A 23,835-nucleotide genomic window follows, 5' to 3' on the forward strand; every position below is an offset into this window, starting at 1 on the left:
ATGAAGCGACGATTCAGACATGTCGCCAAATCTTTCCGAGCTGGATGCTGCTTACGACGGTCTGACAAACCCCAAAGCGCTCGGCCAAATCTATTTGTCGTTCAGCCCCCCGCGCCGCGCGGATTTTAGCTACGTCTTCGCGTGTCAATTTGGCTTTGTGGTGCCCCTCAGAATGCGACAACGTCCCGTGCTTCACGCTATCTTCGGAATTTTCCTTCGGCGTGCCGTAGCAAAAATTGCCCGGTAGATTGTGCCTTTTGACCCCGTCCAAATGTCGAACGACAAGCCCCTCCGGCCTGGGGCCGATGAATTCTGCGGCGACCAAAATATGCACTGCAAAACGATGCATCTCGCCGTCGCGGTAGATGTTCACGAATTCGTAGCCGTCAGTCACGCAGGGTTTCAGAACTCTGCCTTTGCGCCGCGTCGGGATGAGCCCGCCGTGGTACGGACTGTTTCGAAGCACCACATGGTCCAAGCTCCGCACGCGACCGAGATCAGAGACCTCGTACAGCCCTTCAAAGCCGGGAATGGTGCGCCAATTCTCGCTCACGCGGCCTCCGCCAGCTTCAAGGTCCAGAGACCGCAACCGATCGCCCCTTGCCTCTCAGCCGCTTTCAAAACCTTGAGACGGCCTGCCCTCTCCAAGTTGCGGATGTTCACCGAGCCGGCGCCGTTGAGCCCGGCCCCTGCACTCACCTCGCGCGACGTGACGACGACCACGCCGTCCTGGTCGGCCCGCTCCTGCAGGAACCCGATGACCGCGTCGCGCACGGTCCCGTAGCGGCGACCAAAGGTGCCGGGGTGGCGGCCGACGATCTGCTCTGCCGTGGCCCCCTCGGCGAGGACAGGAACGGCGCCAGACATTATGGCCCGGAGCGTTTCGACCCCGGTCAGCACGTACCCGTTGCCCCAAAGGGTGTCGATCCCGACGCCGGAGCCGGCAATCTTCTTCCTGACCTTGCAGACGAACACGTCAATGATCTTCGGCTCTGGCGCGTCGTCGATCTGGTCCCAATACATCGCGTCGAGGATGTGCGCCTTCGTGTGGGTCCGGCCGTCCGCCAGGGAGGCCAGCATCTTCGCCTCCTTGCCGGTCAGGTGGAACGCCCGCTGCAGGAGGTGCAGCACATTTTCGGTCGTCGCCTCCGTGAGGGTCTTGACCATGCCTTCAAGCTCGCAGGCGTATTCGAACAGCGCTTGCCAACTGGTGCGCTCGCTGATCGTGCCGAGTTCGATTTTCCTCGCTGCGCCGCTCATCGGTCTCTCCTCGTCTTGACGTGGCACGAGCCCAAGCCGCGGAAGAACGCGGCGTAGTCGCGCGCGTCGGCTGGCCTGGCGAACGATCGCTGGAACACCGCCGACGGCGGCATGGTGAGCGCGTAGATCGTGACGGTGGTCATGCGTCCACCGTCAGCTTGTGCCACGCGCGGTATTGCTCGTAGGCGTTCAGGAACTTCCAGCGCGCCGTCTCCGGGCTCCATGGCTCGATGGTGACGCCGAGCGGTTCGCCCTCGGACAGCGTCCACTCGTGGCCGGACGCCGACATGACCTGCATCCGCTCGTCGAGCAGGATCCGGTTGTCGAGCCGCTTGATCTCCGGCGTCATGATTGGGAAAGGCACGTCGAGCGCGGCACAGATGGCGCGCTCGACGATCTGCTCGACCCATTCGAAGGCAGCCATTTCGGGGTGCTTCTTGATGGGCCGGATGAGGTCGCCGGTGTACGCCTCCGGTGCATCGTGGAGCAGAGCGCGCAGCGCGAGGTGCGCTGGCGCCTTGCTGGCCACGAGCACCGAATGCTGCGCGACGCTGTAGAACTGCTTGCAATGACCGCCGTATCTGCACGTCATCGAAAGCGCGTGGGCGATGTCGAGGATGTCGACACTTTCAACAGTCGGTTGAAACGGGAAAAACTGCTTCCCGGTCCAGGTCTCCATCCAGTCGCCGCGGAGCCAATCCGGGCCGACCTTCGCGGTTGAGGTTTCAACTTTCCCGCCGGCCATCAGTTGGTGCAGTTCCATAGGAAGTCTCCTTTCTATCCTACAACGCTACAATCAGAGCATGCCGCAGGCGTGCAGATAGGCTTCGGTCAGCGCCTGTTCTTCCTCGCGCTTGGCCTGGTCCATCTTCCGCATGCGAATGACCTTGCGCATGATCTTCACGTCGAACCCCTTGCCCTTGGCCTGGGTGAACTCGTTCTTGATCTCGTCGGCAATGTCCTTCTTGGCGACCTCGAAACGCTCGATGCGCTCGATGATCGCAGTCAGTTCCTTGCCGGCGATGGAGTTGTGGCCGATCGTGGCCGACTCCATCACGCGAACTCCTTGTCCAGATCAGCCATGTCGGCATCGGCGATCGCTTCGAAATCGCTCGAGGCTTTCACTTTTCCCCCGGCCAGGGGGTCGTCGTGGTACAGAAGCTGCACGTTGACGAGACCGAGAGAAACGCCAGGCTGACCGTCGTTGGCCGGATACCAGTAAGGATTCAAAGACATCCTGCACCAGCGGCCGTTGTAGGTCTGCTGCGGTTCGTCGGCCTTGTCGACCGGGTTGCCGGCGTTGTCGATGACATCCGGCGCCGGACGCGGCTTGCCGTCCTTCTGGAACGCCTTCGAGTTGGCGCGCAGCGTGATCGGATAGTCGTCCGCGTAGCCGGCCAGGGTGCCCTGATCGGCCGTCAGCAGGATCGGACGCTTCCACTTGGTCGTGGCGCGTTTGGCCTCCGGCACGTTCTCCTTGAAGATGCGGTCGATTTCGTCTTCGAGCGCGGAGATATCGGCGCCAGCCGGCACGAGCACGGTGTTGGCGTACTGGAAGCGCTTCGGGTCCGTCTCGCTCTTAGACGGGCGGGTGGCCGTGAACAGCGAGGCATAGACCATGCGCGCCGCCGGGAGAATGATGTTGCCGGACTTGTCCGACTTGAATGCTTTCTTCAGGCTATCGGGAATGTTAGGCATGAGTGGTTCCTTACAGGATGATGGGCCACTTTGTGGTGGCAGGCCCGGTTACTCCACAACCTCGAACTCGGACGCCGCATCAACTTTGACGGCCGGTCGGGGATCGGATGCCGGCACCAGATTGAGGCCGGAACTCTGCTTGACGACGAGGTCAGCCATGGCGGCCTGGCGCAGCGTCGCATTCTTGCCGGGGAACAGCTTTTCGAGCTGCGCGGGGCTACGGAACTTCGGCTCCGTCATGATGTCGTCGTTGGTGGCGCCAAGATCGTAGAGATGGTTCTTGGCGGCCTTCTCGTCCTTCCATTTGCGCACGGCTCTTTTCGCCACGAGCTTGAAATCCGGCAGCCCATTGCCAGCGAGCGCCTTCGCATGCTCGGCTTCCTGGACCGCCTTGACGTAGGACAGCAGCCCGTCGGCTTCGCGCAGCACTGCGGAGCGTTGCTCGACGGTCATCGTGTCGATCGCCGGGAATTTGGCTTCCGTCTCGACATCGCCGAACTCGGCGCCGGCGTCGGCCAACCGCTTGACCCTGTTTGTCGGGCAGGTGCCCTCGATCTTGCAGAATGAGTCGTGGCACCACGAGCCCGCGCAAAACGGCGCGTTCGGATCGTCCGTCGCAGCCGCGGCGGCCGCCAGCATGTCCTCGAACTCGAACAGGTCCAGCAGGTCGATATCGTAGGACCGGATCGGCCCCTTCCGGTGCGGCGCGCGCGGCTGGATGATGTGCGCGGTCAGCTTGGCGATCTTGCGGTTGTGGTAGCGGCGCGCGGCGCCGGCGGCGTAGAGAAGCAGTTGCGGGTTCTCGTCGGCGTCGACTGCGATGCCCTTGCCGTATTTGAAGTCTGGCACATGCAGGTGCGCTTCGATCGGCAGGAACACCGTCGCGTCACCGGTGCCAAAGATGGCTGGGTGAAGGTGCGTCATGTCGAGCCGCTGTTCGACTTCCATCTCGGCGTCAGGCTCCTGGGCGAGCAGTCCGCGGACAAAGGACACGTACATCTCAACCGCGTCGACCATTTCGTCATCGACCGGGAAGAAGCGCATGGCGTTCTCGCCGGTGGGCTCCTCAGACAGGCTGACGAAGCGCGGCTTGCCTTCAGCGGCGTGGATGTCGACGTACATGTCGAGGAACGCCGCCGGGTCATCGCCGGTCGTCAGGCAGTGGCTGCAAAGTTCGTGAGCTGCCGTTCCTTCGGCCGCCGCCGACGATGTCTCGTCCGGCAGGCCGTCGGTTGCGCGGACGGACCCCGCACAATTTATCCATCTCTTCGCCGCAGACGGCGCCAGCTTGGCGTGTTTCCTGGCAGTGTGTGTTTCAGACATGGCGCCAGGTGTCTCCTCGAATTGCACGGGAAAGCACGCTTCGATCTACCGGCATGTCCTGCGCGATATCGACGTGACTTTCTCCCTTCGCCGCACGGATGCGCGCCTCGCGGACCAGATCGACGGTGAGCTTCGATATCTTCCTCTGCTCTCCGATCGGCCTAGTGCCGTGGCGGTCCATGTCCAGCATGTTGTCGAGATGCGTCCCCCACTCGAGATTGTCCTCCGAGTTGTGGTGGCGCACACCGTCTTTGTGACGCACTTCCGGCAAATTGTCGGGGTTAGGCACGAAAGACTCCGCCACCATGCGATGGACTTTGTGGTGTTGGCCGACCAACACATAACCGTCGCTGTCCAGTCGAGGCTTCATCTCGAAAGGCACTGCGCGCCCGTGAGCGTACTGTGTCACCCGGAACACGCGACCGTCTTTGGTCACGGCGTAGTCTGGCATCGACGGGACAACTCTCATCAGAACAACAAAGCTCCAATTGCGAAGGCGCCGACCAACGACATGGCCCACAGGATCAGCAGCGTGTTGCGCAGGCTGCGGAAGTCGTCGTCTGAGCCGCCGCTGATCACTGGCCCAACCCCTGCCGGATGCGCCGCGCGCACTCCTGCTTGCCCTGGTGCGGCATGTAGCGGCTACTGCGAACGTTGCGGTGGCGGTTCTTGACGCCGTTCGGAACTTGAGGCGTCGAGATGATTGACGCGCTCACCGCGTCCATTGACGACGCGAACATTGCAGCAGCCGCGCCAAGCCAGCTTAGGTGAAGCGATCTCATTTGCCGACCAACGCCTCCGCGATCTTGGCGTCGACGGCGGCCTTGAACTCGTTGATCTTCTCAACGGGCAGCGCCGTGATCGCCTTGATCTGGAAGCGCTCAAGCAGCGCGCCGTACGCGTTCTTCCGGTCCTCCTGCTTCTCGAACACCGTGTTCAGATATTCGTTGATCGTGAAGGCGCGCAGCTGGTCGATGGTCAGGGCCGGCTCGGCCACCGCATCCACTTCGGCCGCAGCTTCGTTGTCTTGCGCGGCACCGGCCGAAACGCCATCTGCCTCTGCCGAAGCATCTCCGCTTGGTTGTGCTGCGCTGCTGCCAGGCTGCTCAGATGCTGTATCGGCACGCACATCGGTCTTCACCTCGCTCTCGTCATGTTCGATCGTCGGCGCATCGGCCTTTTTCGCGCGGGCCGGCTTCTTGACGGGCTGCACGGTCTCGGCGACTGCTTCCGCTGGTGCCGCCTGCGACGCCGCCAGCCGTGGCGCGATCATGAACGCCATCTGAAGGATGCTCTGCGCGATTTCCTGGGTGTTCTCGCCGGTGATTTCAATGCGAATGGACACGCTTGGTTCTCCGTTAGTTGGGTTTTGTTAACGCAGGTGTAGACTGAGTTGTAGCGCTTTGCAAGATACAAAATATCTTCAATCGCTACATTTTTGGCGAGCCATCGATCACGGCGCCAATCGACGACGATTTCCTGGAACACGCGTTCTGGATGTCCTCGTCGATCGAGCCAGCGATCATGGCGATGCGGACGAAATTCGGATTGACCTTGCCGAGATCGACGATGCGTTCGTAGACCTGGTCATTCACGCCAGGCACCCATGACGGCTCGACGACGATCATCTCGTCGGCCCTGGCCAGGGATATGCCGACGCCCTCTCCGCTCATTCTAGCGATGATGCCGCGCACCTTCGGGTCGTCGCGGAAGCGGTCGATCGCCGCCTGCCGCTCGGCCTTCTTGGTGTCGCGATTGATTCGCACGAAGGAGACGTGCAGCTTGTCGTAGAGCGCTTCGATCACCTCGTGGTGGTGCGCGAACACGACGATCTTGTCCTCTGGCGGATTGCTCTCGAGCCAGTCGGCGAGCCAGCTGCGCATCGCCGGCACCTTGGCCATGCCGACGAGCCGCCGGAGCGTCGACACGCTGCCGTTGGCCGCCACACGGCCGAGCCCCTTGATGCCCTCCTCCGCCAGCACCTTTCGCACCAGTTCGATTTCGTCGCCCGGCAAGCCGGTCACGTCGCCTTCGATGAACAGGTCTTCGAACCGGGTCGGCGGCAGGTGCTTCAGAACGTCCTTCTTGCGCCGGCGCAGCATCCAGCCGTCGAGCTTGGCGTGCAGCTTCGCTTCGTTTTTGCTGCCCACGATCTTGTCGCCGAACCCATTCGACTGCATCTGGCAGTACGAGACGATGAATTGTTGGTAGGTCCACGGCTGGCCGGTGCGCTCGGATGTGACGGCGGCCGTGTGGAGCGCGCGGAGGTGCGGGAACATCTCGCCGGCGTGGTTGAGCATCGGCGTGCCAGTGAGCACCCACACTTGCGCGGCGCGGCCAGCCAGGGCGTCAGCGCCCATCTTCGCCTTGTCGCCGTAGACGGCGGTCGTGCGCTTCGCGGTGAGGCTCTTGAGATAATGCCCTTCGTCGACGATGCAGATGCACCACTCCTGCGCGAGGATCCGCTTGTAGTCGGAGCCGGCCGCCTTCTCGAAGGACGTGACGAAAGCCGACCAGTCGCCGCGGCGGTGCTTTGCGATCTCCCGGCGCCAGTTCTCCACCACACCAGCGGGGCAGATGATCAGCACCTTGAGCGCTTGGGCGATGTCGGCCGCGCGGATCGACTGGATGGTCTTGCCGAGCCGCGGGTCGTCCGCCAGCAGCGCCGTCTTGCGGCTGGCGAGGAAGGCTGCGCCCTCGTCCTGGTAGGCAAGGTCGAGAAGGGTCAAGCAGCCGCCTTCACCGCGGACGCGGGCTCTTTCGGCGGCGCCAGCCCCATCTCCTTCAGCGCCCAATCGTGCAGCCCGATCGCGTCGGCTTCGTTGTCGTCAGCCGGCTGGAAGCCACGGCGCACGCACTCAGCGATCATCAGGTCTTTCGAAGCGTTCCCGTTACCCGTGAATCCCTTTTTGATGGTTCCTACGGGCACGCCTTGGTACGGCAGCTTCTTCTCCTCGCACCACGCCGTGAGAGTCGCCATCAGCCCACCGTAAACATGGGCGGCGTCGGTGCCGGCGTGCCGGCGCACTTCCTCGAAGAAGACGTGCGTGAAGCCGTACGCCGCATACACCTCGTCGAGCCGCTGCCTGAACTTCACGAAGCGCATGCCGCCGCCGTCGAACCGGCCTGGCTTGAGATTCCAGGTGCCGCTCACCATGTGGTTGGCGCCGCCCACAGCAAACCCCGTCTTCGTGCCGAGGTCGAGATTCATCAACTTAACACTGCTCATGCCCGTCAGCTCCGATCCCAAAGAAGATGTTAATTTGTACAAAGTGTACGAAAATCAATGCACGATCGTACGATTTGCCGCACCGTTAGTCAACGGCTGTTCTTGTTTCGTACTCGTTGTACGATATCCGCTAGGCTGGGGCAAAGCCGGGGGTTAGTAACACGTCGAGACGACGGGCCGGCGCGCCTTTAGCTTGCGCTTGGACATTCGCGCGCCGCCCCCGGCCAAAAGGCCAGGAAGCGTGCGCGGCCGCCAAGCAGGCGCACTTGTCAAAGCGCCCATCAGGCCGCTCTCTAGTCTCGATCCGGGTTACTAAGCCCGATATGGTCTTTATCAGCCGCCCTAGTTTACGCAAGTGTTTCAGCCAGTAACGTTTTGTGACAATGCTCGAATTATTCTCAGGCCGCCTGGGCGACCTCACCGGCGCACGCGGCATAGCCGCAGGCATCGATGTAGTCGTCGATGTTCAGGTTGCCGGACTGCGTCCTGGCCAGTTTCATCATGGTCATCATCACGCCCACGTCGTGGGCGTCGAGTGGCGCTGCGGGATCCTTGCGGATGTGCAGCCACGCGTTCCATGCGGTCGCGATGCGAGAAAAGTTGTCGCGCTTGGCGCCGTGCTGGCGATCTCGATCACCACCAACAAGGTTTGACGCTTTGCCGGCAATATCCGTCGCGCGCATCGTCAAAGTATCGAGTGGCGCGAAAGTCTCCCCGGCGAGATCGGCTACTTCGGCCGACCCATTCTTCACTTCCAAACTGTCCCTGAAGACCGTTGTCGGTACGTTTTCGACATTCGTCAACGAAGTATTTCTGTCGTTAACAATTATGGTTTCCGTTTCGTTACCGCGATCTGTGGCATCGCAAAATATAACATTCAACGACGACGCTTCGACTTTCTCGACCAAGTCTTTCGAGTGGATGATACCGATCTCGGCACCATAAGTACCGTCATCGCGCCACATGCGGCCTTTGCCGACGCCTGTCGTCCAAGGCCACGTCGACCATCTGCCGTTGCGGGTTACAGGGCCCACCATCAGTCCGTCTCGCTGCTTGTAGAAACAGCCTTCTTCGATCCGCAGGCTCATACGCCAATCTCCTTGAGCAGGTTTTCGATCTTCGTGATCATCGGCCGGCGGAAGCCGCGGCCTTCACGCATCTTCTTGACGAACGCCGGGTCGCCGAAGTGGACGTAGCCGAACTTGGTCTGGCTCATCGCGGACATCAGAAGGGCTTCCTCGATGCGAGGCGCCAGCGGGTCGAGTGCTTTTGAATTTGTCACGCGAAAATGTGCCTCTCAAGGTATGCGGTTGCGCGCCGCAAATTGTCGATGTTGTCTTGGAAGTTGCCGAGACCGTGATTGCATTGGCGACACAAAATGCCGCGAAATACCCCCATAGTGTGGCAGTGATCGCCGTTCCATCCGCGTTTACTGCCTGGTGTATCCCGCAAGCATATCGCGCATCTACCGCCTTGGGCGTCAAACACAGCTGCCCACTGCTCAGCGGTCAGACCGTATTTGCGCTTGCGTTCGCTGGCGCTCCTACGTTCCTTGTTAGCTTTGTACCAATCACGGAAGTATTCTTGCGTCCGCGCCTTGTTCTCTTTTCGCCACTTGGCGTCGTACGCCTGTTTGCGCGCCGGTCCTTGGTTATCTGTCATGAATCTCGATATACACCTTGACATGTAGCTTTGCAAGAGTAAATGTCGCGTCATACGAACGATACAAATCAGACAAGGAGGACCGCCCCATGACAAGCGACGACATGACAGCAAGCGCCGGACTTTGCCCGCGCTGCGCCGGTAGCGGTCGAGGCAATGCGCCCAATCAGCAATGTCCGAAATGTACGGGGCAAGGCGCGGTCATTATTCGCAGCCCCACCCCTCCCAAGGTAGGAAGTGGAGAACTGGATGCGGCGAGAGTGCGCGTAGCTATCGAGGCAATGCGAGCCGATCCGTTCATAGACGATTTCCATCTGCTTGGGACTAGGCAGCAGGACATGCGGATGCAACATTATGCCGAAGTCGCCCTCGCCTCTCCCGTCGATCACCCTGAGGTGGTGGGGGAGCAGTGGCGGTTTAAAACGCCAACCGGCATGTATGGTTGGAACCATGGCCCCATCCCGGACAATCCCTACGCAACCTTCGGATCATCATGGAGCGGGGATAGGCTAGAGATCGAGACGCGCAAATTATACGCCAGCCCTCCCGCCCTCCAACCCTCAGATAGCCCTGCCCTTGAGGCGGGGGTGGCGGAACAGCCGGGGTTTACCTACTACGAATGCCCCGAATGCGGCTTCGATGTCATCCACAGAGCCGACTACGAATGTCGCTCGACTGCCTGCCCGATTTGCGCAGGTGACAGCGGCCACGATGTAGGAATGAACAGCCGCACCGCGCGCGTCACCGATAAGCCAGAAGGCAAAGACGCCCGCGCCGCTCTTTCCCTCGCAGGAGATAAGCCATGACAAGCGACACACAACTGTTGCCTTGCCCGCATTGCGGCGGGGAAGCCTTGGGCCATGGACATTCGTACCCACCGGAGCAAGGTGACGTTCAGTGCTATGATTGCGGCGGCGCGATGATTGCGGCGACCGAAGATGAAGCCATCGCAGCATGGAACCGTCGCGCCCCTCCCAAGGTAGGAAGTGGAGAACTGGATGCGGCGGGGCTGGCGCAGATGGTCGATAAATACGCGACCTCAATGTATGGTCGAATAGTCGGGGTGCCGGACTTCGTAATCAAGCAGCATTTTTCCGAGTTCGCCGCCGAGGTAGCAGCCCTCGCCGCTCCAGCGGGGGACCAGCCGGCCTTTTGGTACATCATAGCGGAGCCGGGCCCACAGTGGTTCATTTGCCGCGACAGAGTAGATGCTGAGCGGACGGCCAGTAATTTTCGGAAGTATCTGCGGGGATGCACTGGCGCGCGAATTGAGCCGCTGTTCTTCGCGTCTCCCGTTGTCGCACCGGTAGCGACCGTCACGTTGAACATGGCGTCTGCATCAACAGAGATGCAGACCCTCAAGCCCTGCGAGAAACACCCCGACCGATACTGCAACTGTGAGGGCTATTATCCGGCGTGTCGTGATGCCGCCCTCTCGACAACTGGAGAAAAGTCATGACATTCGCCTATGGAACATGGCTCGCCATCTTTTGGTGGGCCTTCACCATCATCACCGCCCTTGGCCTTTTGCTGTTGCAGATGGGGGCGGCGTCAGCAGTCACCGCCCTTGGATGTTCAGGTCTCGCCTTCACCGCCTTTGCTGCGCTCATGCATTTGATGGATTAAATCATGACAAGCGACACACAGCGCGAGATCGAGATCGATCGCCTTCGCCTGGCAGCGTTCAAGACGAACAGCGCCGAAGACAAGACAGCCTATTACCTCGCTGCTTCGGAATGGTTCCAGAACCGGCATTACCGCACCCCTACCAATACGGTAGGAAGTGGAGAACTGGATGCGGTGCGCAAGGCGCTGACGTTTTACGCCGACCCGGCCAACTGGGTCGATACTCCGTCGTGGGACGGCGACCCGGAATGCATCACCCCCAAGGCAATACCGGTCACGAAGGAAGACGGGCAGCAGATATGCGATTGCGGTGACATCGCCCGCAAGGCGGTGCAGTCATGACGAACAGCGTTATGGTTGAGGCGCTGAAAGAAGCGCGACAGTTTCTACTCGCGCCAGCAGAAGACCTCTTGTGGGGCGTTGTGCATCGCATCGACGCCGCTCTCGCCACCCACACCACTACGGAAGATGATCTGAGAAAGCTTGAGCAGTTGGAATTGCCAGTCGTTGGAAAGCTGTTCGTTGCCAGAGGGGCAGCGACGCTCCGTGGATATCGCGGGATTGAAAATGGCCCCGACGAAAACAGCGACCTAGTTCGCCTATCCGATGTAACCGCTGCGTTGCAGCCAATCTGCGCCGCTCTCGCCGCTCCAGTTGATCACCCTGAAGTGGTGGGGGTGACGTGGGGCGATAGCGGCCCGATATCCGGCCAGTCGTTCGGCGACGAGTTCGATGCGCAGCCTCAACCGGCCTCACCGGTAGCAGCGGCACCGAGCAAGGAGCCGGTAGCGTGGCAGGAAACGCCGCCCGATATTGTCCAAGCTGCTCGCATGGCGGCAGATACGGTTGGCGTCACGCCCTATTCGGTCATGCGGGTTCATGTCGAGCATGCTGTTCGATACGCATTGCTGGTCGAACGCGCCTCCCCCGCTGTCGCACCGGTAGCGAGCGTGCCAACCGACGCACAGATCAAGCATATGGTTGACCGGTTCCTGATGTGGCGTCTTCCGGAGAACTTCCGACCAGATGCGGGGATCAGCTTCAAGGCTGACTTCAACGAGAACACGGCTTGGCCAATGAAGCATAAGCCGGTCGGCACGAACCTTTTCGACGCCGCGCAGGCCGATGCTATGGTGCGGAACATGGTGGAAGGGATGCCGTCTTCTCATCACCCAATGAAACTGGGCATCCAAGCCATTCCCGCCGCTCGTGAGGCATCCCGATGACCATTCGCATCCCTGGGGGAAGCGGACCACTCTCTCCCTACGCCAGCCTCTTTGATGAAAGGAATGCATGATGCCTAAATATCGCAAAAAGCCGGTCGTAATCGAAGCCGTGCAGTTCGACGGCAGCACCATCGTTGGCGGCTGCCCTGAGTGGTTGCCGGCGGTCGTCCAGCAGATCAACCCGGAGAACTGGAAGGCTGTCCGGGCCGGCGAGGTCTTTGCTGGCCCCGGCGAACTGTACATCGGCACGTTGGAAGGGCCGCACAAGGCCATGGCTGGCGACTGGATCATTCGCGGAATCAAGGGCGAATTGTACCCGTGCAAGCCCGACATTTTCGCGGCCACCTACGAGCCCGCCTGACATGCTACTCCCCGCGCAACTTCCCCTGTTCTCTCGCTGCTTCAATGAACGCAGCGCGCGCCTCTTCAACAGTCGAGCTTGGCGGGTCTGCAATCGCTCCGTAGCAGATCGGATAGGCCGCCTCGATAGCCGGGCTCAGTCCTTTGTCGCGCACCCAGGTTTGCATTTCTTCAAGCGCGCGTTCCACATCGCCTATGTGGGCGGTGCCGCGAGACCAGAGGATGGCGACGGGCGCGGAGAAGCTGTGAAAGGCCATGCGAGAAATCTAGTCGGCGCCGTCGTTTTGGCAATGCTTCTCCTGCCAACCGGCTGCGCTTCGCACAAGCCAGGCGACTTTGCGCCGGACCAGATTGCAGCGCTCGACGACGCCCTCAAGCCGTAGCGGCTTGCCTCGTTTGTATCTTTGTGCGATCTATTGTAGCGCACGGCCCTGAACAATAAAGGCGACGGCACACCTCATGCAGCCAACCAAGCTTGCCGCCGCTCTCGAAGCCGCGGCCAACGGCTTCCGGGTTTTTCCCGTAATTCCGAACTCCAAGGTGCCGGCGATCGACGATTGGCCGGATCTTGCAACGAGCGCAGCCAAGGCCATCACCGCCTGGTGGGCCGAAAACCCGAACTACAATATTGGCATCGCGACTGGCCGCGGCGTGACCGTCATCGACGCGGACTGCAAGAAGGGCAAGTCCGGTCTCGATTCGCTCGCCATGCTTGACATGATGGGTTTGCCAGAATCGCTCCGGGCCACCACGCCATCCGGCGGCGTGCACGTCTACCTCCGGACCGCCAAAGCGTTCGGCAACAGAGCCGACACCATTCCCGATTTCCCCGGCATCGATCTCAGGGGCGAGCGCGGCTATGTGCTGGCGCCGGGCAGCACAATAGACGGAGAAGCGTATAAAACCGAAGTATACGCGAAGCCGGATAAAGCGCCACAATGGCTCGAGGACACGCTCGACAGGCGCACCACGCACGCGCCGCGAGACGGCAGCGCGCTGATCGAGCTCGACAGGGCCGAGAACATAGCCAGGGCTGTCGATTGGCTCGTCAACCACGCACCGGAGGCTGTTGAAGGCGCCGGCGGTGACACGGTCACATATTCCGTTGCGGCCGAGCTTAGGGCGTTCGGCGTTGCCGAAGCGACAGCGCTCGACCTGATGCTCGACCACTGGAACGAGGTCAAAGCATCCCCGCCATGGATGCCGGACGAACTGGCCGTCAAAGTCAGGAACGGCTTCGAGCACGGCCAAGGCGCACCTGGTTACAAGACGGCCGGCGGCGAGTTCGGTGCTGTCGACATCGATGTTGGTGTTGCGCCAATCCGTCCTGCAGATCAGCGTGGCGAAACTATTCCCGTTTCTGCCCTCAACATCCGCTCGGCCGCCAGCTTCGCCGACCAGGAAAAGCCGGTGCGGCAATTCGTCGTAGCCGACCTCATCCCCGACAAGAACGTGACGACGCTCAACGGTGACGGCGCCACCGGCAAGTCGCTGCTGGCTATGCAGCTCTGCGTGGCGATGTCGTCGGGCTCGCGCTGGATCGGACGCGATGTGAAGCCAGGGCCAGCGCTCTATTTCTCGGCTGAGGATGACGAGGACGAAACGCACATCCGGCTGAAGGACATCTGCGCCGGCGAGAACCTGGCGCTGGACACGTTGGGCGGTTTGCATGTCGCTGTGATGGCCGGGAAGGACTGCCTGCTTGCCGTGGCCGGTGAAAATGACGCGGCGGTGCTCAAGAAGACAAAGCTCTTTTCGACCCTGCGCGCGACGCTTGCGGAGCTGCGCCCTGCCCTCCTGGTGCTGGACAACCTCGCCGACATCTTCGGTGGCAACGAGAACGTGAAATCGCTGGCCAGGCAGTTCATAGGCATGCTGCGCGGGCTCGCGATCGAGTTCGATTGCGCGATCCTGCTGCTCGCCCACCCATCGCTCTCCGGCATGGCCAGCGGATCCGGCTCGTCCGGCAACGTCGCGTGGAACAACAGCGTGCGCTCGCGGCTCTACCTGCAGCGCGACAAGGACGATGCCGGCGTCGAGATCGACCCCAACGTGCGCATCCTCGAGACCAAGAAGGCCAACTACGCCGGCATCGGCCAGGAGTTGGAGATGCGGTGGGAGGCCGGCCGGTTCGTCGCAACCGCGGCATTCGAGTTTGGCGATGTCGAAGGCATGGAAGACCCTGAGACCAAGGTCGAGCGGGCCGAGCGGGTGTTCCTCGAAATGGTCGATCGCTTCAACAAGGAGAAGCGCCACATCAGCCCTTCGAAGGGCGCAAACTACGCGCCGATGCTATTTGCAAGACATCATCGCCATGCTGGCGTGCCGGAACGTTTCTTCGAGATCGCGCTCAATTCACTGCTTGAAAAGGGCTCGATCGAAGTCGTCACGGTTGGTCCGCCGAGCCGTTTGCAAAAGAATATCGTGTTTGCAAGAGGTGAATTGCATGCATCTTCAGACCCCCTTCAGACCCCTTCAGAGGGTCAGGCGCATGACTCTGCAAAGCCATGAAATCATTGAGCAATCTGGGATTCTTCACGCCTCGATCTTCAGAGGGTCTTCAGAGGGGTACAAACCATTGATTTCATTGACTTCAGAGGGGTGTGTCTTCAACCCCTATACTACGTATAGAGGCCGCTTTGCGGGCGGCCCTCGTAGCATTACGTCCCTGGCCCGGACTTTTTGGACCTGCGGGATAAAGGCGCGGCATGAGGCTGACTTTTTGGACATGGTGAGATAGATGGGAAAGATATTCGAGGTGACGCCGGCCAGCCGCAAGGCGATCGACAAGGCGATGGCCCGGCTCGATGCCAGGAAGGCGCGGCAGCGCAAGGCGGCGACGATGGCGACACAGGCAACGATCAAACGCAGAGCTGCCGAACGCGCGGCGGCGGTGCGCGCAGCGAACGCCATCAGCTTGAAAGGCGAATGGCAGCGACCGCGCTACGCATTGCCCGGATGGCAAGTCATGGTCGCGCGCATGGAGCCAGGCACCTGGTACACGTCGACCGAGATTCACGCACTGATGTCTGAATTCCCGCGTGGCAGCGTCAAGGCGTGGCTCTGGCTCAAGGCGGTCAAGGCTGGTGCGATAGAGCGGGCGGGCAATCCCGATTGGCAGCTGGATCCAGCGAACCCGATGCAAAACGTTCCCAGGTATCTTTACGCAATAGCGCCAGGCGCCACACAGGCGCGCGCTGAGTGGCGTCGGCAACTTGGTCTCAACTCAGAGGCCGTCGAATCGTGCGAACTCTCCGAAGTGCTTCGCGGCAGCACAGGCATAGGCTAGTGCAGCTTCGGTCACGTCGTCGAAAGCACCAAGGAAAATGCGGCGTCCAGCGACGGTAAGCCTTACGTCCCATTTTTGCTTTTGGCGGTTCCAGCTAACGCCTTTATGCCCGCTTTTGTTTTGCTTCGTCTTCGAACGGTTCGCGCTGTTTTGCGAGCTGGTGGCTGGGCGCAAATTGTCAATCCAATTCTCAGACCGATTGAGATTTTTGTGGTCAAGCGACCCTTCGGGGAACTTGCCGTGGACGTAGAGCCACGCGAGTCGATGCTCGCGGTAGTTCACGTCGTCGATCATGATTTGACGATAGCCGCGCTTGGCTGGGGAGCCCGCGCGATTTCCCGCGAATTGATCGTTCCATTGGTCCGCGTAACGCGAGCCACCAGGTTTTGCCTTCCACGCGAAAACTCCCGTCTCGGGATCATAATCGAGACGGGAGCGAAGATACTCTGCGGTGATCATAGCGATGCAGAGTGCGCCAGGATCAGCGCCAGCAGCGTGAGAACGGCGACGGTGCGGAAGGCGACGTGCGCGAGGTGGATCATTCGTCCTCCTCGCCAAAGTCCGGAAACCAGTCAGGGTCTGAGTGGACGCAATCGGAGATCGATTTGAACATGGTGAGCGGAAAAGACCGCGACACTTTGCGCGCGCCTTTGCGGTGCGTAATCACAACTTCGCCTTGCGCGATGACGCAGGACTGAAAATCGCCATCGTTGGTTGCGGCGAGCACATGCTCGCGGAGCGTTCCCTTCTCACCCCAATTCCAGGACTTGGCGGTTGCGTCGTAGTCCAGCGTCTTCCAGCATTCAGCGTTCGGCATCCAGATATTGCCGACCAGATAGCCAGTGATGTGGATTTGAGCGGTCTGCATTGTCGTATCTCCTTTTGATCTTTAAACGCTACAAGCCAGGCGCGAAATGCGCGAGGAATAGCGATGCGGCGTAGAGGAAGGTCGCCATGGCTAGGAAGCTGGCAACGTCTTGGATGAAGTCACGCATCAGACCGCTGACCACACGTCAAAGCCGATTGCCTCAAGGCGGCTGTACCAATACGAGCCGTTGTCTCCAATCAGCTCTGCAGCGAACCGGCCTGCGTTTTCAGCCTGTTCGGATGACATGTGTGCGCCAGGGGTGATTCGCTTCACTGCGTCGGAAACCGCGGCGCTGTGCTTGTCGTAACCGTAGCCGCCAGCATGGCCACGCACCATCTCGGCGCCGAGCCAATGAACGTAGGCGTAAAGCCTGCCGGCGCCGTCCTTGGGGTATTTGAAAGCGATCGTCGCAACGCGCTTGCCGTCCTTTGCGATCACGTAGGCAGCGACGTTGGCGAAAGCGGCTTTGTGTTGGTCGTAAATGTCGGCCATTGTCGTTCTCCCTCAAATCATCGTCAGGAAATAGGCTTTGCGCGCGATAGCGGCGCGGCGCGTGAACCGGCGGGTGCGGCCGGCGTTGGACTTGGCGAAGGTGGAGTGTTGGTTGTGATCGTGTTTCATTGTGGTGTCTCCTTTGTGTCTTTGAACGATACGGGTTAGGCGAGTGGAAGGCTTACGGCGTAGCCAGTGACCTTGCCATGATGGTCGGTGAGACGCTCGATTTGCGGGTCTTCGCCTTGCGACACCTCGCCGTCGGCGAACATGTCTTCGATAATAGCTTCGGCGCGAGCGCGGGTCTTTGCGGCGGCGTAGATGAAGCGGCCTGTTTTTGTGTAGCGGCTCATTTCTCTGAACTCCCTTTCAGCGCCTACCAGGCGCCTTTGTTGCCGATCCAGTTGATTGCGAGCGTGATGGCTGCGGTCGGGATTGCGATGGCGAGGAAAGCGAGGAAAGCGAGGAAGAGCATGGGTGTTTCCCTTTCGTGTTGTATCGGCTACAATCAGTCCGATAACGATACACATAAACCACGCCAAATAATTTGCAAGAGGGAAAATGCCGGAAGGTCAAATAAAGGGCGCGGCGAGCGATGTAGCCGACATTATCGTGGCCGGCGACCTCAACGAGCGGCAACAAATCGCGGTATTTGAGTACCTCAATGGCAAGAGTAAAATTGAGGCAGCCATTGCTGGCGGCTACCCCGCGACCTCTGGAACGTCTGTGTTTCGCCAAGCCAGAGTGCAGGCGGTGCTGGCTGCCGCAATGGATCGCTTCATGGTCGGCGAGCTGGCGCCGGCAGCGATTCACACCATCTCGCGCATGCTGGCCGACAACGCAACGCCGCCAGGCGTCAAGGCGACGCTGGCGCTAGGCGTGTTGGATCGCGCCGGATTCAGCGCCAAACGCCACGAACGGCCCGAAGGCGCTGGCAAAGACCCTAGCCAAATGACGACGACAGAGCTGCAGCAGCAGATCGACAAGCTCGAGGCCCAAATCGTAGCCAAAATGCGTGATATAACGCCAGTTGACGCGCCAAGCGCAGAGCAAGACGTTGATTTGTATCCATAAAATAGCGCCTTGATTAGGCGGTGTCGACACCCTGGGCTATGCCGGAGGCCGACCCCACCCCCTACCCCCCACCGGATCACGGTAGCTGCAAGCCTGTAGGCCAGCTTCACTAAATTTGTAGATTTTTAACCTTTCCCACCCCTTATGTGTGCCATGCTCACGTCTGAATTTGTACGGCGCACCTTCGACTACGATCCGCTCACCGGGATCCTCGTTTGGCGCGCAACCTGCCGCCGCGCAGGCACTCTCGGCCAACGCGGGTATCGACGCGTGAAGATCGAAAAAGGCAACTACAGGGAGCACCGGATCATTTGGTTGCTGATAACGGGCGAATGGCCGACCGATCAGATTGACCACGAGAACCAGGACCGTGGCGACAACCGTTGGGCCAATCTCCGCGACGCGACGCAGACGGTCAACCAGCGGAACCGAACGCTGCAGAAGAACAACACGTCTGGCGTCCCAGGTGTGGCCTGGCACGAGCGGGATCAACGCTGGCGGGCCCGGATCAAGGTCGACGGGGCATACGTCAATCTCGGCGCCTTCCACTCGAAGGACGAGGCGATTCTTGCGAGGTGGGAAGGTGAGTTGAAATACGACTTCCACGGAAACCACGGGCGTTCTGCCGCATAAAATTTTTGGGAATTTTGTATCTTTTGTCTCTTGCATCCAAACGCTACATCGGCTACAAGCAGCCCACTTGCTACAGGAGATGGGATTTCAATCTCGTCGCCTGTGGGCCGGAGCGGGAATGTTTCCTCCTTTCAGCACCGCTCCGGCCCACTTCGATTTCTCACACAGGGGGTGTGTAATGAGCGGTTCAGTCTGATTTCAGTTTTCCACTCTCCGGCGGCTTCAGCCGCGTGAAAGTGGAAAGACGGCCTCGAGGGCGCCGCAAGACCTGCCGTCGGTGTAAGCCCGGCAACTTTCTCGCATCTCAGATACGCGACAGTCAGTTTTCAAGCGCCGGATGGATAAACCGGAATGCTGGAAAATCCGGTTCCGCATTTGTGGTCAAACGGCCCGTCCGCGGATTAAATCTCAGGTGAGAGCCGGACGTTTCCCCAAGCCCATCAGCAGATCGATATTCGGCGCGAGCCCGGCCGCAAGGCCCTTGGCCCGGTCAGCCGCCTGCGCCGCGGCAATCGTCGCGCCCATTGGATCCCCGCTGCCGAACGACTGTGCTGGCCCGCCCTGTGGCACGCCGCCACCGGCCATCGAGCCCGCCATTGGCGCCAGCGCTGCGAATATTCGAGACAGGCCGCTCTCCGGTGCTGGCGCGCCCTGCCCCGCAACGTCGATCGAGGGCATCGCCGCCGGCGGACCTGCGACCGGGTAATCGTTGATTGGCTTGCCGGCCGTCAGCGGCGGTGGCGCGACTTCCTGCCCCTTCGGGCCGTCGGGCAAGACGACAGGCGCAGGAGCACCGCCCTTGCGCGCGCCGATCGGCTCGACGTGCCACGGCTCCCAGGACATCGGGAAGTTCAGTCCGTACTTCGCGGCGTTGTCGTGCGCGTACTGGCGAGCTGCCGGGTCGAGAAACTTGAAATCGACGGCGTGGCCGAAATTGTGCTGCGAATGGCCAGGCCGGGCGACCATGTGGCCGGACTTGTCGGAGGCGTCGAAAAGCTGCTGCTGGCGCTCGACGGAGCGATAGCCCGACATCAGCCGCAGATTTTGCTGAATTTCCGGCGGAGCGGATTCGATCATGGACTGCAGCGATTGCAGGAACGCCGGATCGAGCCCGGAAAAGCTGTCCGGCCGGGTTGCGCCGCCGACGGCGAACTTCGAAAGGTCGATTGTGGCCATTTTCGTCTCACAGGAATATTTTCCTGTAGCCTTATACGACAAAACGTTGCGCTACGAAAGCCAAACGTGCTACAAAGGCCCTGATCTGTCGTATGGCCGTGTCGCGAGCGGCGCCAGCTTAGGCGTACGACATGACGCAGCCGACCCCATACAACCGGGCGTACAATTTCTCGAACTATCAGGCCGAAAACCCGACTTCACCGTTGCCGGGAAACAAGCTGGACGAGGAATTGGGGCGCATCAAGGCCGTTCTCGACCAAGTCCGGTCGGTGATTCGCGTGATTCAGCGCGACGATACGGCCCTAGCCAACACTTCCGTCGGCTACGACCAGCTCAAGGCCGAACTGAACGGCTTCGGCTTCAATCCGCCGCACGCGTGGGCTTCAGCGACGAATTACATCGTCCGTGACACCGTTTTTGCGAATTCCGGCTTCTACCAGGCGCTCATCTCGCACATCTCGACCACTTTCGACGACGATTTCGACGCCGGCGATTGGGAACTGATCGCCGACTTCTCCGAGATCGCCGCCGTGACCGATGCGTCGTTCCTGACCAGCGGCACGCTGCCGGACGCGCGACTTTCGTTCACCGTCACGGCGTTTGCGAAGACGCTGCTCGACGACATCGACGCCGTGACAGCTCGCGCGACGCTCGGCGTCCGCATCAGCACCGATGTCCAGGCGTACAACGCCAATTTGACGACGTGGCAGAACAAGGCGACGCCCGCTGGCGTCGTTGTTGGCACGACCGATGCGCAGACGCTGTCGGGAAAGACGTTGACGGGCGCCATCATACCCACGCCGACCATGACGCTAGAGCAGAGCGCGGCGCCTGCACCAACCGTCGAAGGTCACATCCAGTGGGATACCGACGACAACGTGATCGCCATCGGCGATGGCGCGGCGACGAAGCTTTTTGTTCCGATCCCTGCTTCAACGGCCGCTGGCGATGTCGAGTATTTCACCGGCGCCAAGGTCAAGGCGCGGCTGGCGAAAGGCACCGCAGCCCAGGTTCTTCAGATGAACGCCGGCGCAACAGCGCCTCAATGGGCAACTTTGCCGTTCACCCAATCGTTCGAAAGCGCGCAGCAGACGATCACGGCCGGCGGCACTCTTACTCTCGCGCACGGGCTTGGAGTTCAGCCGAAGCTTTACTTGGCATATCTGCAGTGTACCACGACCAATTTGGGCTACGCGGTTGGTGAAGAAGTTCTTCTTAACCCCATGTTGAACACCACCGATGCCACGGTGCAGGGTATCTACATGCTCCCTGATGCCACTAACATCAACGTGGGCATAGGCACGGCGAGCAGTTCTTTAAAGATTTTGAACCGGGCTCGTAATGGTCTTAATGATATTACGAACAGTAGTTGGCGTCTCGTCGTGAGGGCATGGGCATGACACAACCCCTCCCCTACGAGCGCGACTACTCGTTCACCGGCTTCCAGTCCGGCCATCCGAAGACGCCCCTGCCTGGCGACAAGGTCGACGCCGAACTGGACGCCATCGCGTCTGTCATGGACGAGGTGTTGGAGCGCATCGCGCTCATCCAGCGCGACGACCTGGCGCTGGCCAATAAAAGCGTCGGCTACGACCAATTCAAGGACGAGGTGTCCCTCGGCTTCGAGCCGCCGACGGTTTGGGTGACGGCGCACGTCTACGCGGCGCGCGACACCGTTTTCCACGACACCGGCTTTTACCGCTGCCTCATCGCCCATACGTCCGGCACCTTCGCTACCGATTTGTCGGCGCTCGATTGGGAGCTTCTGGCTGACTTCCTGCCGCCGATCGCCGGGAAGATGGACACGATCACCTACGATCCAACCGGCATTGCCGCGGACGTGTTTGCGCGGACCAACCACACCGGAACGCAGCTTGCGTCGACGATCTCGAATTTCTCGGCCGCCGCCGACGCGCGGATCGCCGCGGCTGTTGGCGTTTCCGTCCAGGCGTACGATGCGGATCTCACGGCGTGGGCGGCGGTCAACCCGTCTGCCTATTTGAACACAGCCGCCATTGCGGCAGCCTACCAGCCTCTCGATGCCGATCTGACTTCATGGGCTGCGCTCACTCGGGCCGCGAATTTCGATGGCTTGGTGACCGGCGGGACATCTGCTGCTCTTCGAACTTTTCTCACCGATGAACTCGGAACCGGCTCTGCCGTCTTCGAAAGCGTCATTCCGCTGGACATGCCGAATGGCCGCTTGACGCTTACGACCGCCGTTCCAGTCACCACGGCTGATGTGGCCGGCGCAACCTCGATCTTCTACACGCCAGCAGCCGGGGATCGCGTTCCGATATACAATGGCACGCGCTGGACCTCTACCGTGTTCACCGAATTGACCCTGGCGCTGGATTCGAACGCGGCCCATACCGGCTATCAGCAGTCTGCCAAAATCTTCGACCTGTTCGTCATCAGCGACGCCGGCACGATCCGGCTGGCAAACGGCCCGGCTTGGACTTCCGACACGGCGCGCGGCACCGGCGCCGGCACGACCGAGCTCGAACTGAAAAACGGCATTTACACCAACAAGAACTCGCTGGCGACGGCTCGCTTCGGGTCGGCGGCGGGCAATACCGTTGCCGTCTCGGCCAATCAGGGAACCTATGTTGGCTCTTTCCGCGCCACGGCAGATGGTCAGGCATCCGACACGGTTCTGCTTCGCCTGCTCTACAACACATACAATCAGGCGCCGCGCCTGATGCGCCGGGCAGACCCGGCCGTCTCATGGGCATACTCGACGGCAACGATCCGCCAATCAAACGCTAATGCGGCCAATCAAGTCGGATTTCTGTTTGGTCTGGCGGGGGCTATGGCCGAAGCCAAGGTGACAACGCCTGTCTCGGAAGCGGGGGCGACCGTCAGGAATGTTGTTGCTGGCATCGGCCTTGATTCCACCGTGGCCTTTTCGTCCACAAACTCTGATCTCGGTCAGGTCTCATCGGCTTCTTTCAGCAACCTTTCCGCATCTTATGTCGGCAACCCCGGCCTCGGGTATCATGTGCTGACCCAGCTTGAATACGGCGCGGGCGCGGGAACGCAGACATGGTACGGAACTGTTGGCCCATGGGTCGGCGGGCTTACGGGTACCGTCTATGCTTAACAGGGGTTTTACCAGGTCAGCCGCAGACCCGTTCCTGCCCTATGACGGGGCGAGCTACAATCAGCCAAAGACGTTTTCGACGCCGGTCATAGCGGCGGGCGAAGTCACCGCCGTTCTGGTCGCCGCCGGTCAATCGAACGGCGCGAACAATGTCGACACCACGTATACGGCAACCAACCCGACGAAGATCGCCAACTTCAACCACAATGACGGCGGCACCTATGTGGCCTCAGAGCCGCTCAATGGCTGCACCGGGCCGTCAACCCTCGGTTCCGGCAATATGTTCTATCGGGTCGCCGACAAGCTGATCACGGCCGGGATATTCCAGCGGGTCATCCTCGTCCCGCTCTGCTGGGATGGAACCACGGTCGCGACGTGGGGCGCCGGCTCACTTTCCAATCGCATCCCGAACGCAGTCAGACGGCTCACTGCGGTTGGTCTGTCGCCAACACTGTTCTGCTGGCAGCAGGGCGAGAGCGACAATACTGGGGCGACCTCACAGGCGGCCTATGCGGCATCGCTGGCGCAAGTCATCGCCCAACCACGCGCGCTTGGGGCCAATGCACCCTGGTTCATCGCGAAATGCTCCTACATCAGCGGCACTGTCGCAGCAAATGTGCAGAACGCTCAAGCGGGCATCCTTTCTGGCCCGTCTCAGATTTATGTCGGAGCGGACACGGACAGCCTGACCGGTACAGCGGTTAACCGGCAGGCGGACAACACGCATTTCAAGGCAGCCGGCGCGGATGCTGCTGCGACCTTGTGGAAGACCGCGATCGACGTGATTTTCTAGCTCACCAGGTCATGAATTCGAGG

33 protein-coding genes are annotated in these 23,835 nt (G+C 60.7%); 13 read left to right on the forward strand and 20 right to left on the reverse strand.

The window, feature by feature from the left end:
* Positions 1-13: 13 nt before the first annotated feature.
* The 14 genes from NKJ58_RS08285 to NKJ58_RS08350 form a co-directional block, all read right to left on the reverse strand.
* Complete coding sequence (locus tag NKJ58_RS08285) at positions 14-553, reverse strand: NUMOD4 motif-containing HNH endonuclease (RefSeq protein ID WP_352852940.1); 540 nt, start codon at positions 551-553, stop codon at positions 14-16.
* Positions 550-1,260: a helix-turn-helix domain-containing protein gene (locus NKJ58_RS08290; RefSeq protein ID WP_352852941.1), complete on the reverse strand. Its 711-nt coding sequence runs from the start codon at positions 1,258-1,260 to the stop codon at positions 550-552. The genes NKJ58_RS08285 and NKJ58_RS08290 overlap by 4 nt, the downstream gene beginning before the upstream one ends.
* Positions 1,257-1,403, reverse strand: coding sequence for a hypothetical protein (locus NKJ58_RS08295; protein ID WP_352852942.1), 147 nt, complete (start codon positions 1,401-1,403; stop codon positions 1,257-1,259). The genes NKJ58_RS08290 and NKJ58_RS08295 overlap by 4 nt, the downstream gene beginning before the upstream one ends.
* Positions 1,400-2,023: a YfbR-like 5'-deoxynucleotidase gene (locus tag NKJ58_RS08300; RefSeq protein WP_352852943.1), complete on the reverse strand. Its 624-nt coding sequence runs from the start codon at positions 2,021-2,023 to the stop codon at positions 1,400-1,402. The genes NKJ58_RS08295 and NKJ58_RS08300 overlap by 4 nt, the downstream gene beginning before the upstream one ends.
* A 33-nt stretch (positions 2,024-2,056) precedes the next feature.
* On the reverse strand, positions 2,057-2,314 hold the full coding sequence (locus NKJ58_RS08305) for a DUF2312 domain-containing protein (RefSeq protein ID WP_352852944.1): 258 nt from the start codon (positions 2,312-2,314) through the stop codon (positions 2,057-2,059).
* Positions 2,314-2,958: an ssDNA-binding protein gene (locus tag NKJ58_RS08310; protein WP_352852945.1), complete on the reverse strand. Its 645-nt coding sequence runs from the start codon at positions 2,956-2,958 to the stop codon at positions 2,314-2,316. The genes NKJ58_RS08305 and NKJ58_RS08310 overlap by 1 nt, the downstream gene beginning before the upstream one ends.
* Positions 2,959-3,006: 48 nt before the next feature.
* Positions 3,007-4,281, reverse strand: a complete 1,275-nt coding sequence (locus NKJ58_RS08315; RefSeq protein ID WP_352852946.1) for a DUF2800 domain-containing protein — start codon at positions 4,279-4,281, stop codon at positions 3,007-3,009.
* A complete protein-coding gene (locus NKJ58_RS08320) occupies positions 4,274-4,732 on the reverse strand; it encodes an HNH endonuclease (protein WP_352852947.1) in 459 nt (152 codons plus the stop codon). The genes NKJ58_RS08315 and NKJ58_RS08320 overlap by 8 nt, the downstream gene beginning before the upstream one ends.
* Before the next feature lie 327 nt (positions 4,733-5,059).
* Complete coding sequence (locus NKJ58_RS08325; RefSeq protein WP_352852948.1) at positions 5,060-5,626, reverse strand: hypothetical protein; 567 nt, start codon at positions 5,624-5,626, stop codon at positions 5,060-5,062.
* Between the two features lie 85 nt (positions 5,627-5,711).
* Positions 5,712-7,010, reverse strand: coding sequence for an SNF2-related protein (locus tag NKJ58_RS08330; RefSeq protein ID WP_352852949.1), 1,299 nt, complete (start codon positions 7,008-7,010; stop codon positions 5,712-5,714).
* Positions 7,007-7,510, reverse strand: coding sequence for a crossover junction endodeoxyribonuclease RuvC (locus tag NKJ58_RS08335; protein ID WP_352852950.1), 504 nt, complete (start codon positions 7,508-7,510; stop codon positions 7,007-7,009). Before NKJ58_RS08335 ends, NKJ58_RS08330 begins: the two co-directional genes overlap by 4 nt.
* A gap of 398 nt (positions 7,511-7,908) precedes the next feature.
* A complete protein-coding gene (locus tag NKJ58_RS08340; RefSeq protein ID WP_352852951.1) occupies positions 7,909-8,598 on the reverse strand; it encodes a DUF6378 domain-containing protein in 690 nt (229 codons plus the stop codon).
* On the reverse strand, positions 8,595-8,792 hold the full coding sequence (locus NKJ58_RS08345) for a hypothetical protein (RefSeq protein WP_352852952.1): 198 nt from the start codon (positions 8,790-8,792) through the stop codon (positions 8,595-8,597). The genes NKJ58_RS08340 and NKJ58_RS08345 overlap by 4 nt, the downstream gene beginning before the upstream one ends.
* Positions 8,789-9,226, reverse strand: a complete 438-nt coding sequence (locus tag NKJ58_RS08350; protein ID WP_352852953.1) for an endonuclease VII domain-containing protein — start codon at positions 9,224-9,226, stop codon at positions 8,789-8,791. Before NKJ58_RS08350 ends, NKJ58_RS08345 begins: the two co-directional genes overlap by 4 nt.
* A gap of 35 nt (positions 9,227-9,261) precedes the next feature.
* On the opposite strand from NKJ58_RS08350, the gene NKJ58_RS08355 reads away from it, so the two are divergent.
* From NKJ58_RS08355 to NKJ58_RS08380, 6 genes are all read left to right on the forward strand, one after another.
* Positions 9,262-9,978 (forward strand): hypothetical protein, encoded by a 717-nt coding sequence (locus NKJ58_RS08355; RefSeq protein WP_352852954.1) that lies wholly within the window; start codon positions 9,262-9,264, stop codon positions 9,976-9,978.
* Positions 9,975-10,631, forward strand: a complete 657-nt coding sequence (locus tag NKJ58_RS08360) for a Lar family restriction alleviation protein (protein ID WP_352852955.1) — start codon at positions 9,975-9,977, stop codon at positions 10,629-10,631. Before NKJ58_RS08355 ends, NKJ58_RS08360 begins: the two co-directional genes overlap by 4 nt.
* Complete coding sequence (locus NKJ58_RS08365) at positions 10,628-10,798, forward strand: hypothetical protein (RefSeq protein ID WP_352852956.1); 171 nt, start codon at positions 10,628-10,630, stop codon at positions 10,796-10,798. Before NKJ58_RS08360 ends, NKJ58_RS08365 begins: the two co-directional genes overlap by 4 nt.
* Before the next feature lie 3 nt (positions 10,799-10,801).
* On the forward strand, positions 10,802-11,140 hold the full coding sequence (locus NKJ58_RS08370) for a hypothetical protein (protein WP_352852957.1): 339 nt from the start codon (positions 10,802-10,804) through the stop codon (positions 11,138-11,140).
* The gene (locus NKJ58_RS08375; protein WP_352852958.1) at positions 11,137-12,024 is read left to right on the forward strand and encodes a hypothetical protein; all 888 of its coding nucleotides are present in this window, start codon (positions 11,137-11,139) and stop codon (positions 12,022-12,024) included. The genes NKJ58_RS08370 and NKJ58_RS08375 overlap by 4 nt, the downstream gene beginning before the upstream one ends.
* 70 nt (positions 12,025-12,094) lie before the next feature.
* Positions 12,095-12,385, forward strand: coding sequence for a hypothetical protein (locus NKJ58_RS08380; RefSeq protein WP_352852959.1), 291 nt, complete (start codon positions 12,095-12,097; stop codon positions 12,383-12,385).
* 4 nt (positions 12,386-12,389) lie between these two features.
* On the opposite strand, the gene NKJ58_RS08385 is transcribed toward NKJ58_RS08380, so the two are convergent.
* Positions 12,390-12,641 carry a DUF982 domain-containing protein gene (locus NKJ58_RS08385; protein ID WP_352852960.1) on the reverse strand — a complete coding sequence of 84 codons (252 nt, stop codon included), beginning with the start codon at positions 12,639-12,641 and terminating at the stop codon, positions 12,390-12,392.
* 202 nt (positions 12,642-12,843) lie between these two features.
* Here NKJ58_RS08385 and NKJ58_RS08390 point away from each other — a divergent pair, with 202 nt between their 5' ends.
* Complete coding sequence (locus tag NKJ58_RS08390) at positions 12,844-14,895, forward strand: bifunctional DNA primase/polymerase (RefSeq protein WP_352852961.1); 2,052 nt, start codon at positions 12,844-12,846, stop codon at positions 14,893-14,895.
* A gap of 247 nt (positions 14,896-15,142) precedes the next feature.
* Positions 15,143-15,673, forward strand: a complete 531-nt coding sequence (locus NKJ58_RS08395; RefSeq protein ID WP_352852962.1) for a hypothetical protein — start codon at positions 15,143-15,145, stop codon at positions 15,671-15,673.
* Here the strand turns inward: NKJ58_RS08395 and NKJ58_RS08400 are convergent.
* From NKJ58_RS08400 to NKJ58_RS08415, 4 genes are all read right to left on the reverse strand, one after another.
* A complete protein-coding gene (locus NKJ58_RS08400) occupies positions 15,611-16,132 on the reverse strand; it encodes an HNH endonuclease (RefSeq protein ID WP_352852963.1) in 522 nt (173 codons plus the stop codon). The genes NKJ58_RS08395 and NKJ58_RS08400 overlap by 63 nt on opposite strands.
* 79 nt (positions 16,133-16,211) lie before the next feature.
* The gene (locus NKJ58_RS08405) at positions 16,212-16,541 is read right to left on the reverse strand and encodes a hypothetical protein (protein WP_352852964.1); all 330 of its coding nucleotides are present in this window, start codon (positions 16,539-16,541) and stop codon (positions 16,212-16,214) included.
* 126 nt (positions 16,542-16,667) lie between these two features.
* Positions 16,668-17,033: a hypothetical protein gene (locus tag NKJ58_RS08410; protein WP_352852965.1), complete on the reverse strand. Its 366-nt coding sequence runs from the start codon at positions 17,031-17,033 to the stop codon at positions 16,668-16,670.
* 164 nt (positions 17,034-17,197) lie between these two features.
* Positions 17,198-17,386: a hypothetical protein gene (locus NKJ58_RS08415; RefSeq protein ID WP_352852966.1), complete on the reverse strand. Its 189-nt coding sequence runs from the start codon at positions 17,384-17,386 to the stop codon at positions 17,198-17,200.
* A 208-nt stretch (positions 17,387-17,594) separates the two neighbouring features.
* Here NKJ58_RS08415 and NKJ58_RS08420 point away from each other — a divergent pair, with 208 nt between their 5' ends.
* Positions 17,595-18,107: a hypothetical protein gene (locus NKJ58_RS08420; protein WP_352852967.1), complete on the forward strand. Its 513-nt coding sequence runs from the start codon at positions 17,595-17,597 to the stop codon at positions 18,105-18,107.
* A 270-nt stretch (positions 18,108-18,377) separates the two neighbouring features.
* Positions 18,378-18,740, forward strand: a complete 363-nt coding sequence (locus NKJ58_RS08425) for an HNH endonuclease (protein ID WP_352852968.1) — start codon at positions 18,378-18,380, stop codon at positions 18,738-18,740.
* A 408-nt stretch (positions 18,741-19,148) separates the two neighbouring features.
* Here the strand turns inward: NKJ58_RS08425 and NKJ58_RS08430 are convergent, their stop codons facing one another.
* Positions 19,149-19,916 carry a M15 family metallopeptidase gene (locus tag NKJ58_RS08430; protein WP_352852969.1) on the reverse strand — a complete coding sequence of 256 codons (768 nt, stop codon included), beginning with the start codon at positions 19,914-19,916 and terminating at the stop codon, positions 19,149-19,151.
* Between the two features lie 131 nt (positions 19,917-20,047).
* Here NKJ58_RS08430 and NKJ58_RS08435 point away from each other — a divergent pair, with 131 nt between their 5' ends.
* From NKJ58_RS08435 to NKJ58_RS08445, 3 genes are read left to right on the forward strand one after another with little or no spacing between them, the layout of a single operon-like run.
* Complete coding sequence (locus NKJ58_RS08435) at positions 20,048-21,316, forward strand: hypothetical protein (protein ID WP_352852970.1); 1,269 nt, start codon at positions 20,048-20,050, stop codon at positions 21,314-21,316.
* Positions 21,313-23,019, forward strand: a complete 1,707-nt coding sequence (locus NKJ58_RS08440) for a hypothetical protein (RefSeq protein WP_352852971.1) — start codon at positions 21,313-21,315, stop codon at positions 23,017-23,019. Before NKJ58_RS08435 ends, NKJ58_RS08440 begins: the two co-directional genes overlap by 4 nt.
* Positions 23,012-23,812, forward strand: a complete 801-nt coding sequence (locus NKJ58_RS08445) for a sialate O-acetylesterase (protein WP_352852972.1) — start codon at positions 23,012-23,014, stop codon at positions 23,810-23,812. Before NKJ58_RS08440 ends, NKJ58_RS08445 begins: the two co-directional genes overlap by 8 nt.
* The last annotated feature ends 23 nt before the right edge of the window (positions 23,813-23,835 follow it).

This window comes from Mesorhizobium sp. M0139, from assembly GCF_040322455.1.
Taxonomy (GTDB): Bacteria; Pseudomonadota; Alphaproteobacteria; order Rhizobiales; family Rhizobiaceae; genus Mesorhizobium.

Bases quoted from the DNA above. Each gene is read 5' to 3' on its own strand.
- NKJ58_RS08340 (WP_352852951.1), bottom strand. From the start codon at position 8,598: ATGAGCCTGCGGATCGAAGAAGGCTGTTTCTACAAGCAGCGAGACGGA.
- NKJ58_RS08435 (WP_352852970.1), top strand. From the start codon at position 20,048: ATGACGCAGCCGACCCCATACAACCGGGCGTACAATTTCTCGAACTAT.
- NKJ58_RS08310 (WP_352852945.1), bottom strand. From the start codon at position 2,958: ATGCCTAACATTCCCGATAGCCTGAAGAAAGCATTCAAGTCGGACAAG.
- NKJ58_RS08380 (WP_352852959.1), top strand. From the start codon at position 12,095: ATGCCTAAATATCGCAAAAAGCCGGTCGTAATCGAAGCCGTGCAGTTC.
- NKJ58_RS08360 (WP_352852955.1), top strand. From the start codon at position 9,975: ATGACAAGCGACACACAACTGTTGCCTTGCCCGCATTGCGGCGGGGAA.
- NKJ58_RS08440 (WP_352852971.1), top strand. From the start codon at position 21,313: ATGACACAACCCCTCCCCTACGAGCGCGACTACTCGTTCACCGGCTTC.
- NKJ58_RS08300 (WP_352852943.1), bottom strand. From the start codon at position 2,023: ATGGAACTGCACCAACTGATGGCCGGCGGGAAAGTTGAAACCTCAACC.
- NKJ58_RS08350 (WP_352852953.1), bottom strand. From the start codon at position 9,226: ATGACGCGACATTTACTCTTGCAAAGCTACATGTCAAGGTGTATATCG.
- NKJ58_RS08290 (WP_352852941.1), bottom strand. From the start codon at position 1,260: ATGAGCGGCGCAGCGAGGAAAATCGAACTCGGCACGATCAGCGAGCGC.
- NKJ58_RS08315 (WP_352852946.1), bottom strand. From the start codon at position 4,281: ATGTCTGAAACACACACTGCCAGGAAACACGCCAAGCTGGCGCCGTCT.
- NKJ58_RS08400 (WP_352852963.1), bottom strand. From the start codon at position 16,132: ATGATCACCGCAGAGTATCTTCGCTCCCGTCTCGATTATGATCCCGAG.
- NKJ58_RS08405 (WP_352852964.1), bottom strand. From the start codon at position 16,541: ATGCAGACCGCTCAAATCCACATCACTGGCTATCTGGTCGGCAATATC.
- NKJ58_RS08305 (WP_352852944.1), bottom strand. From the start codon at position 2,314: ATGGAGTCGGCCACGATCGGCCACAACTCCATCGCCGGCAAGGAACTG.
- NKJ58_RS08415 (WP_352852966.1), bottom strand. From the start codon at position 17,386: ATGAGCCGCTACACAAAAACAGGCCGCTTCATCTACGCCGCCGCAAAG.
- NKJ58_RS08365 (WP_352852956.1), top strand. From the start codon at position 10,628: ATGACATTCGCCTATGGAACATGGCTCGCCATCTTTTGGTGGGCCTTC.
- NKJ58_RS08390 (WP_352852961.1), top strand. From the start codon at position 12,844: ATGCAGCCAACCAAGCTTGCCGCCGCTCTCGAAGCCGCGGCCAACGGC.
- NKJ58_RS08430 (WP_352852969.1), bottom strand. From the start codon at position 19,916: ATGGCCACAATCGACCTTTCGAAGTTCGCCGTCGGCGGCGCAACCCGG.
- NKJ58_RS08335 (WP_352852950.1), bottom strand. From the start codon at position 7,510: ATGAGCAGTGTTAAGTTGATGAATCTCGACCTCGGCACGAAGACGGGG.
- NKJ58_RS08320 (WP_352852947.1), bottom strand. From the start codon at position 4,732: ATGCCAGACTACGCCGTGACCAAAGACGGTCGCGTGTTCCGGGTGACA.
- NKJ58_RS08420 (WP_352852967.1), top strand. From the start codon at position 17,595: ATGCCGGAAGGTCAAATAAAGGGCGCGGCGAGCGATGTAGCCGACATT.
- NKJ58_RS08445 (WP_352852972.1), top strand. From the start codon at position 23,012: ATGCTTAACAGGGGTTTTACCAGGTCAGCCGCAGACCCGTTCCTGCCC.
- NKJ58_RS08375 (WP_352852958.1), top strand. From the start codon at position 11,137: ATGACGAACAGCGTTATGGTTGAGGCGCTGAAAGAAGCGCGACAGTTT.
- NKJ58_RS08385 (WP_352852960.1), bottom strand. From the start codon at position 12,641: ATGGCCTTTCACAGCTTCTCCGCGCCCGTCGCCATCCTCTGGTCTCGC.
- NKJ58_RS08355 (WP_352852954.1), top strand. From the start codon at position 9,262: ATGACAAGCGACGACATGACAGCAAGCGCCGGACTTTGCCCGCGCTGC.
- NKJ58_RS08410 (WP_352852965.1), bottom strand. From the start codon at position 17,033: ATGGCCGACATTTACGACCAACACAAAGCCGCTTTCGCCAACGTCGCT.
- NKJ58_RS08370 (WP_352852957.1), top strand. From the start codon at position 10,802: ATGACAAGCGACACACAGCGCGAGATCGAGATCGATCGCCTTCGCCTG.
- NKJ58_RS08295 (WP_352852942.1), bottom strand. From the start codon at position 1,403: ATGACCACCGTCACGATCTACGCGCTCACCATGCCGCCGTCGGCGGTG.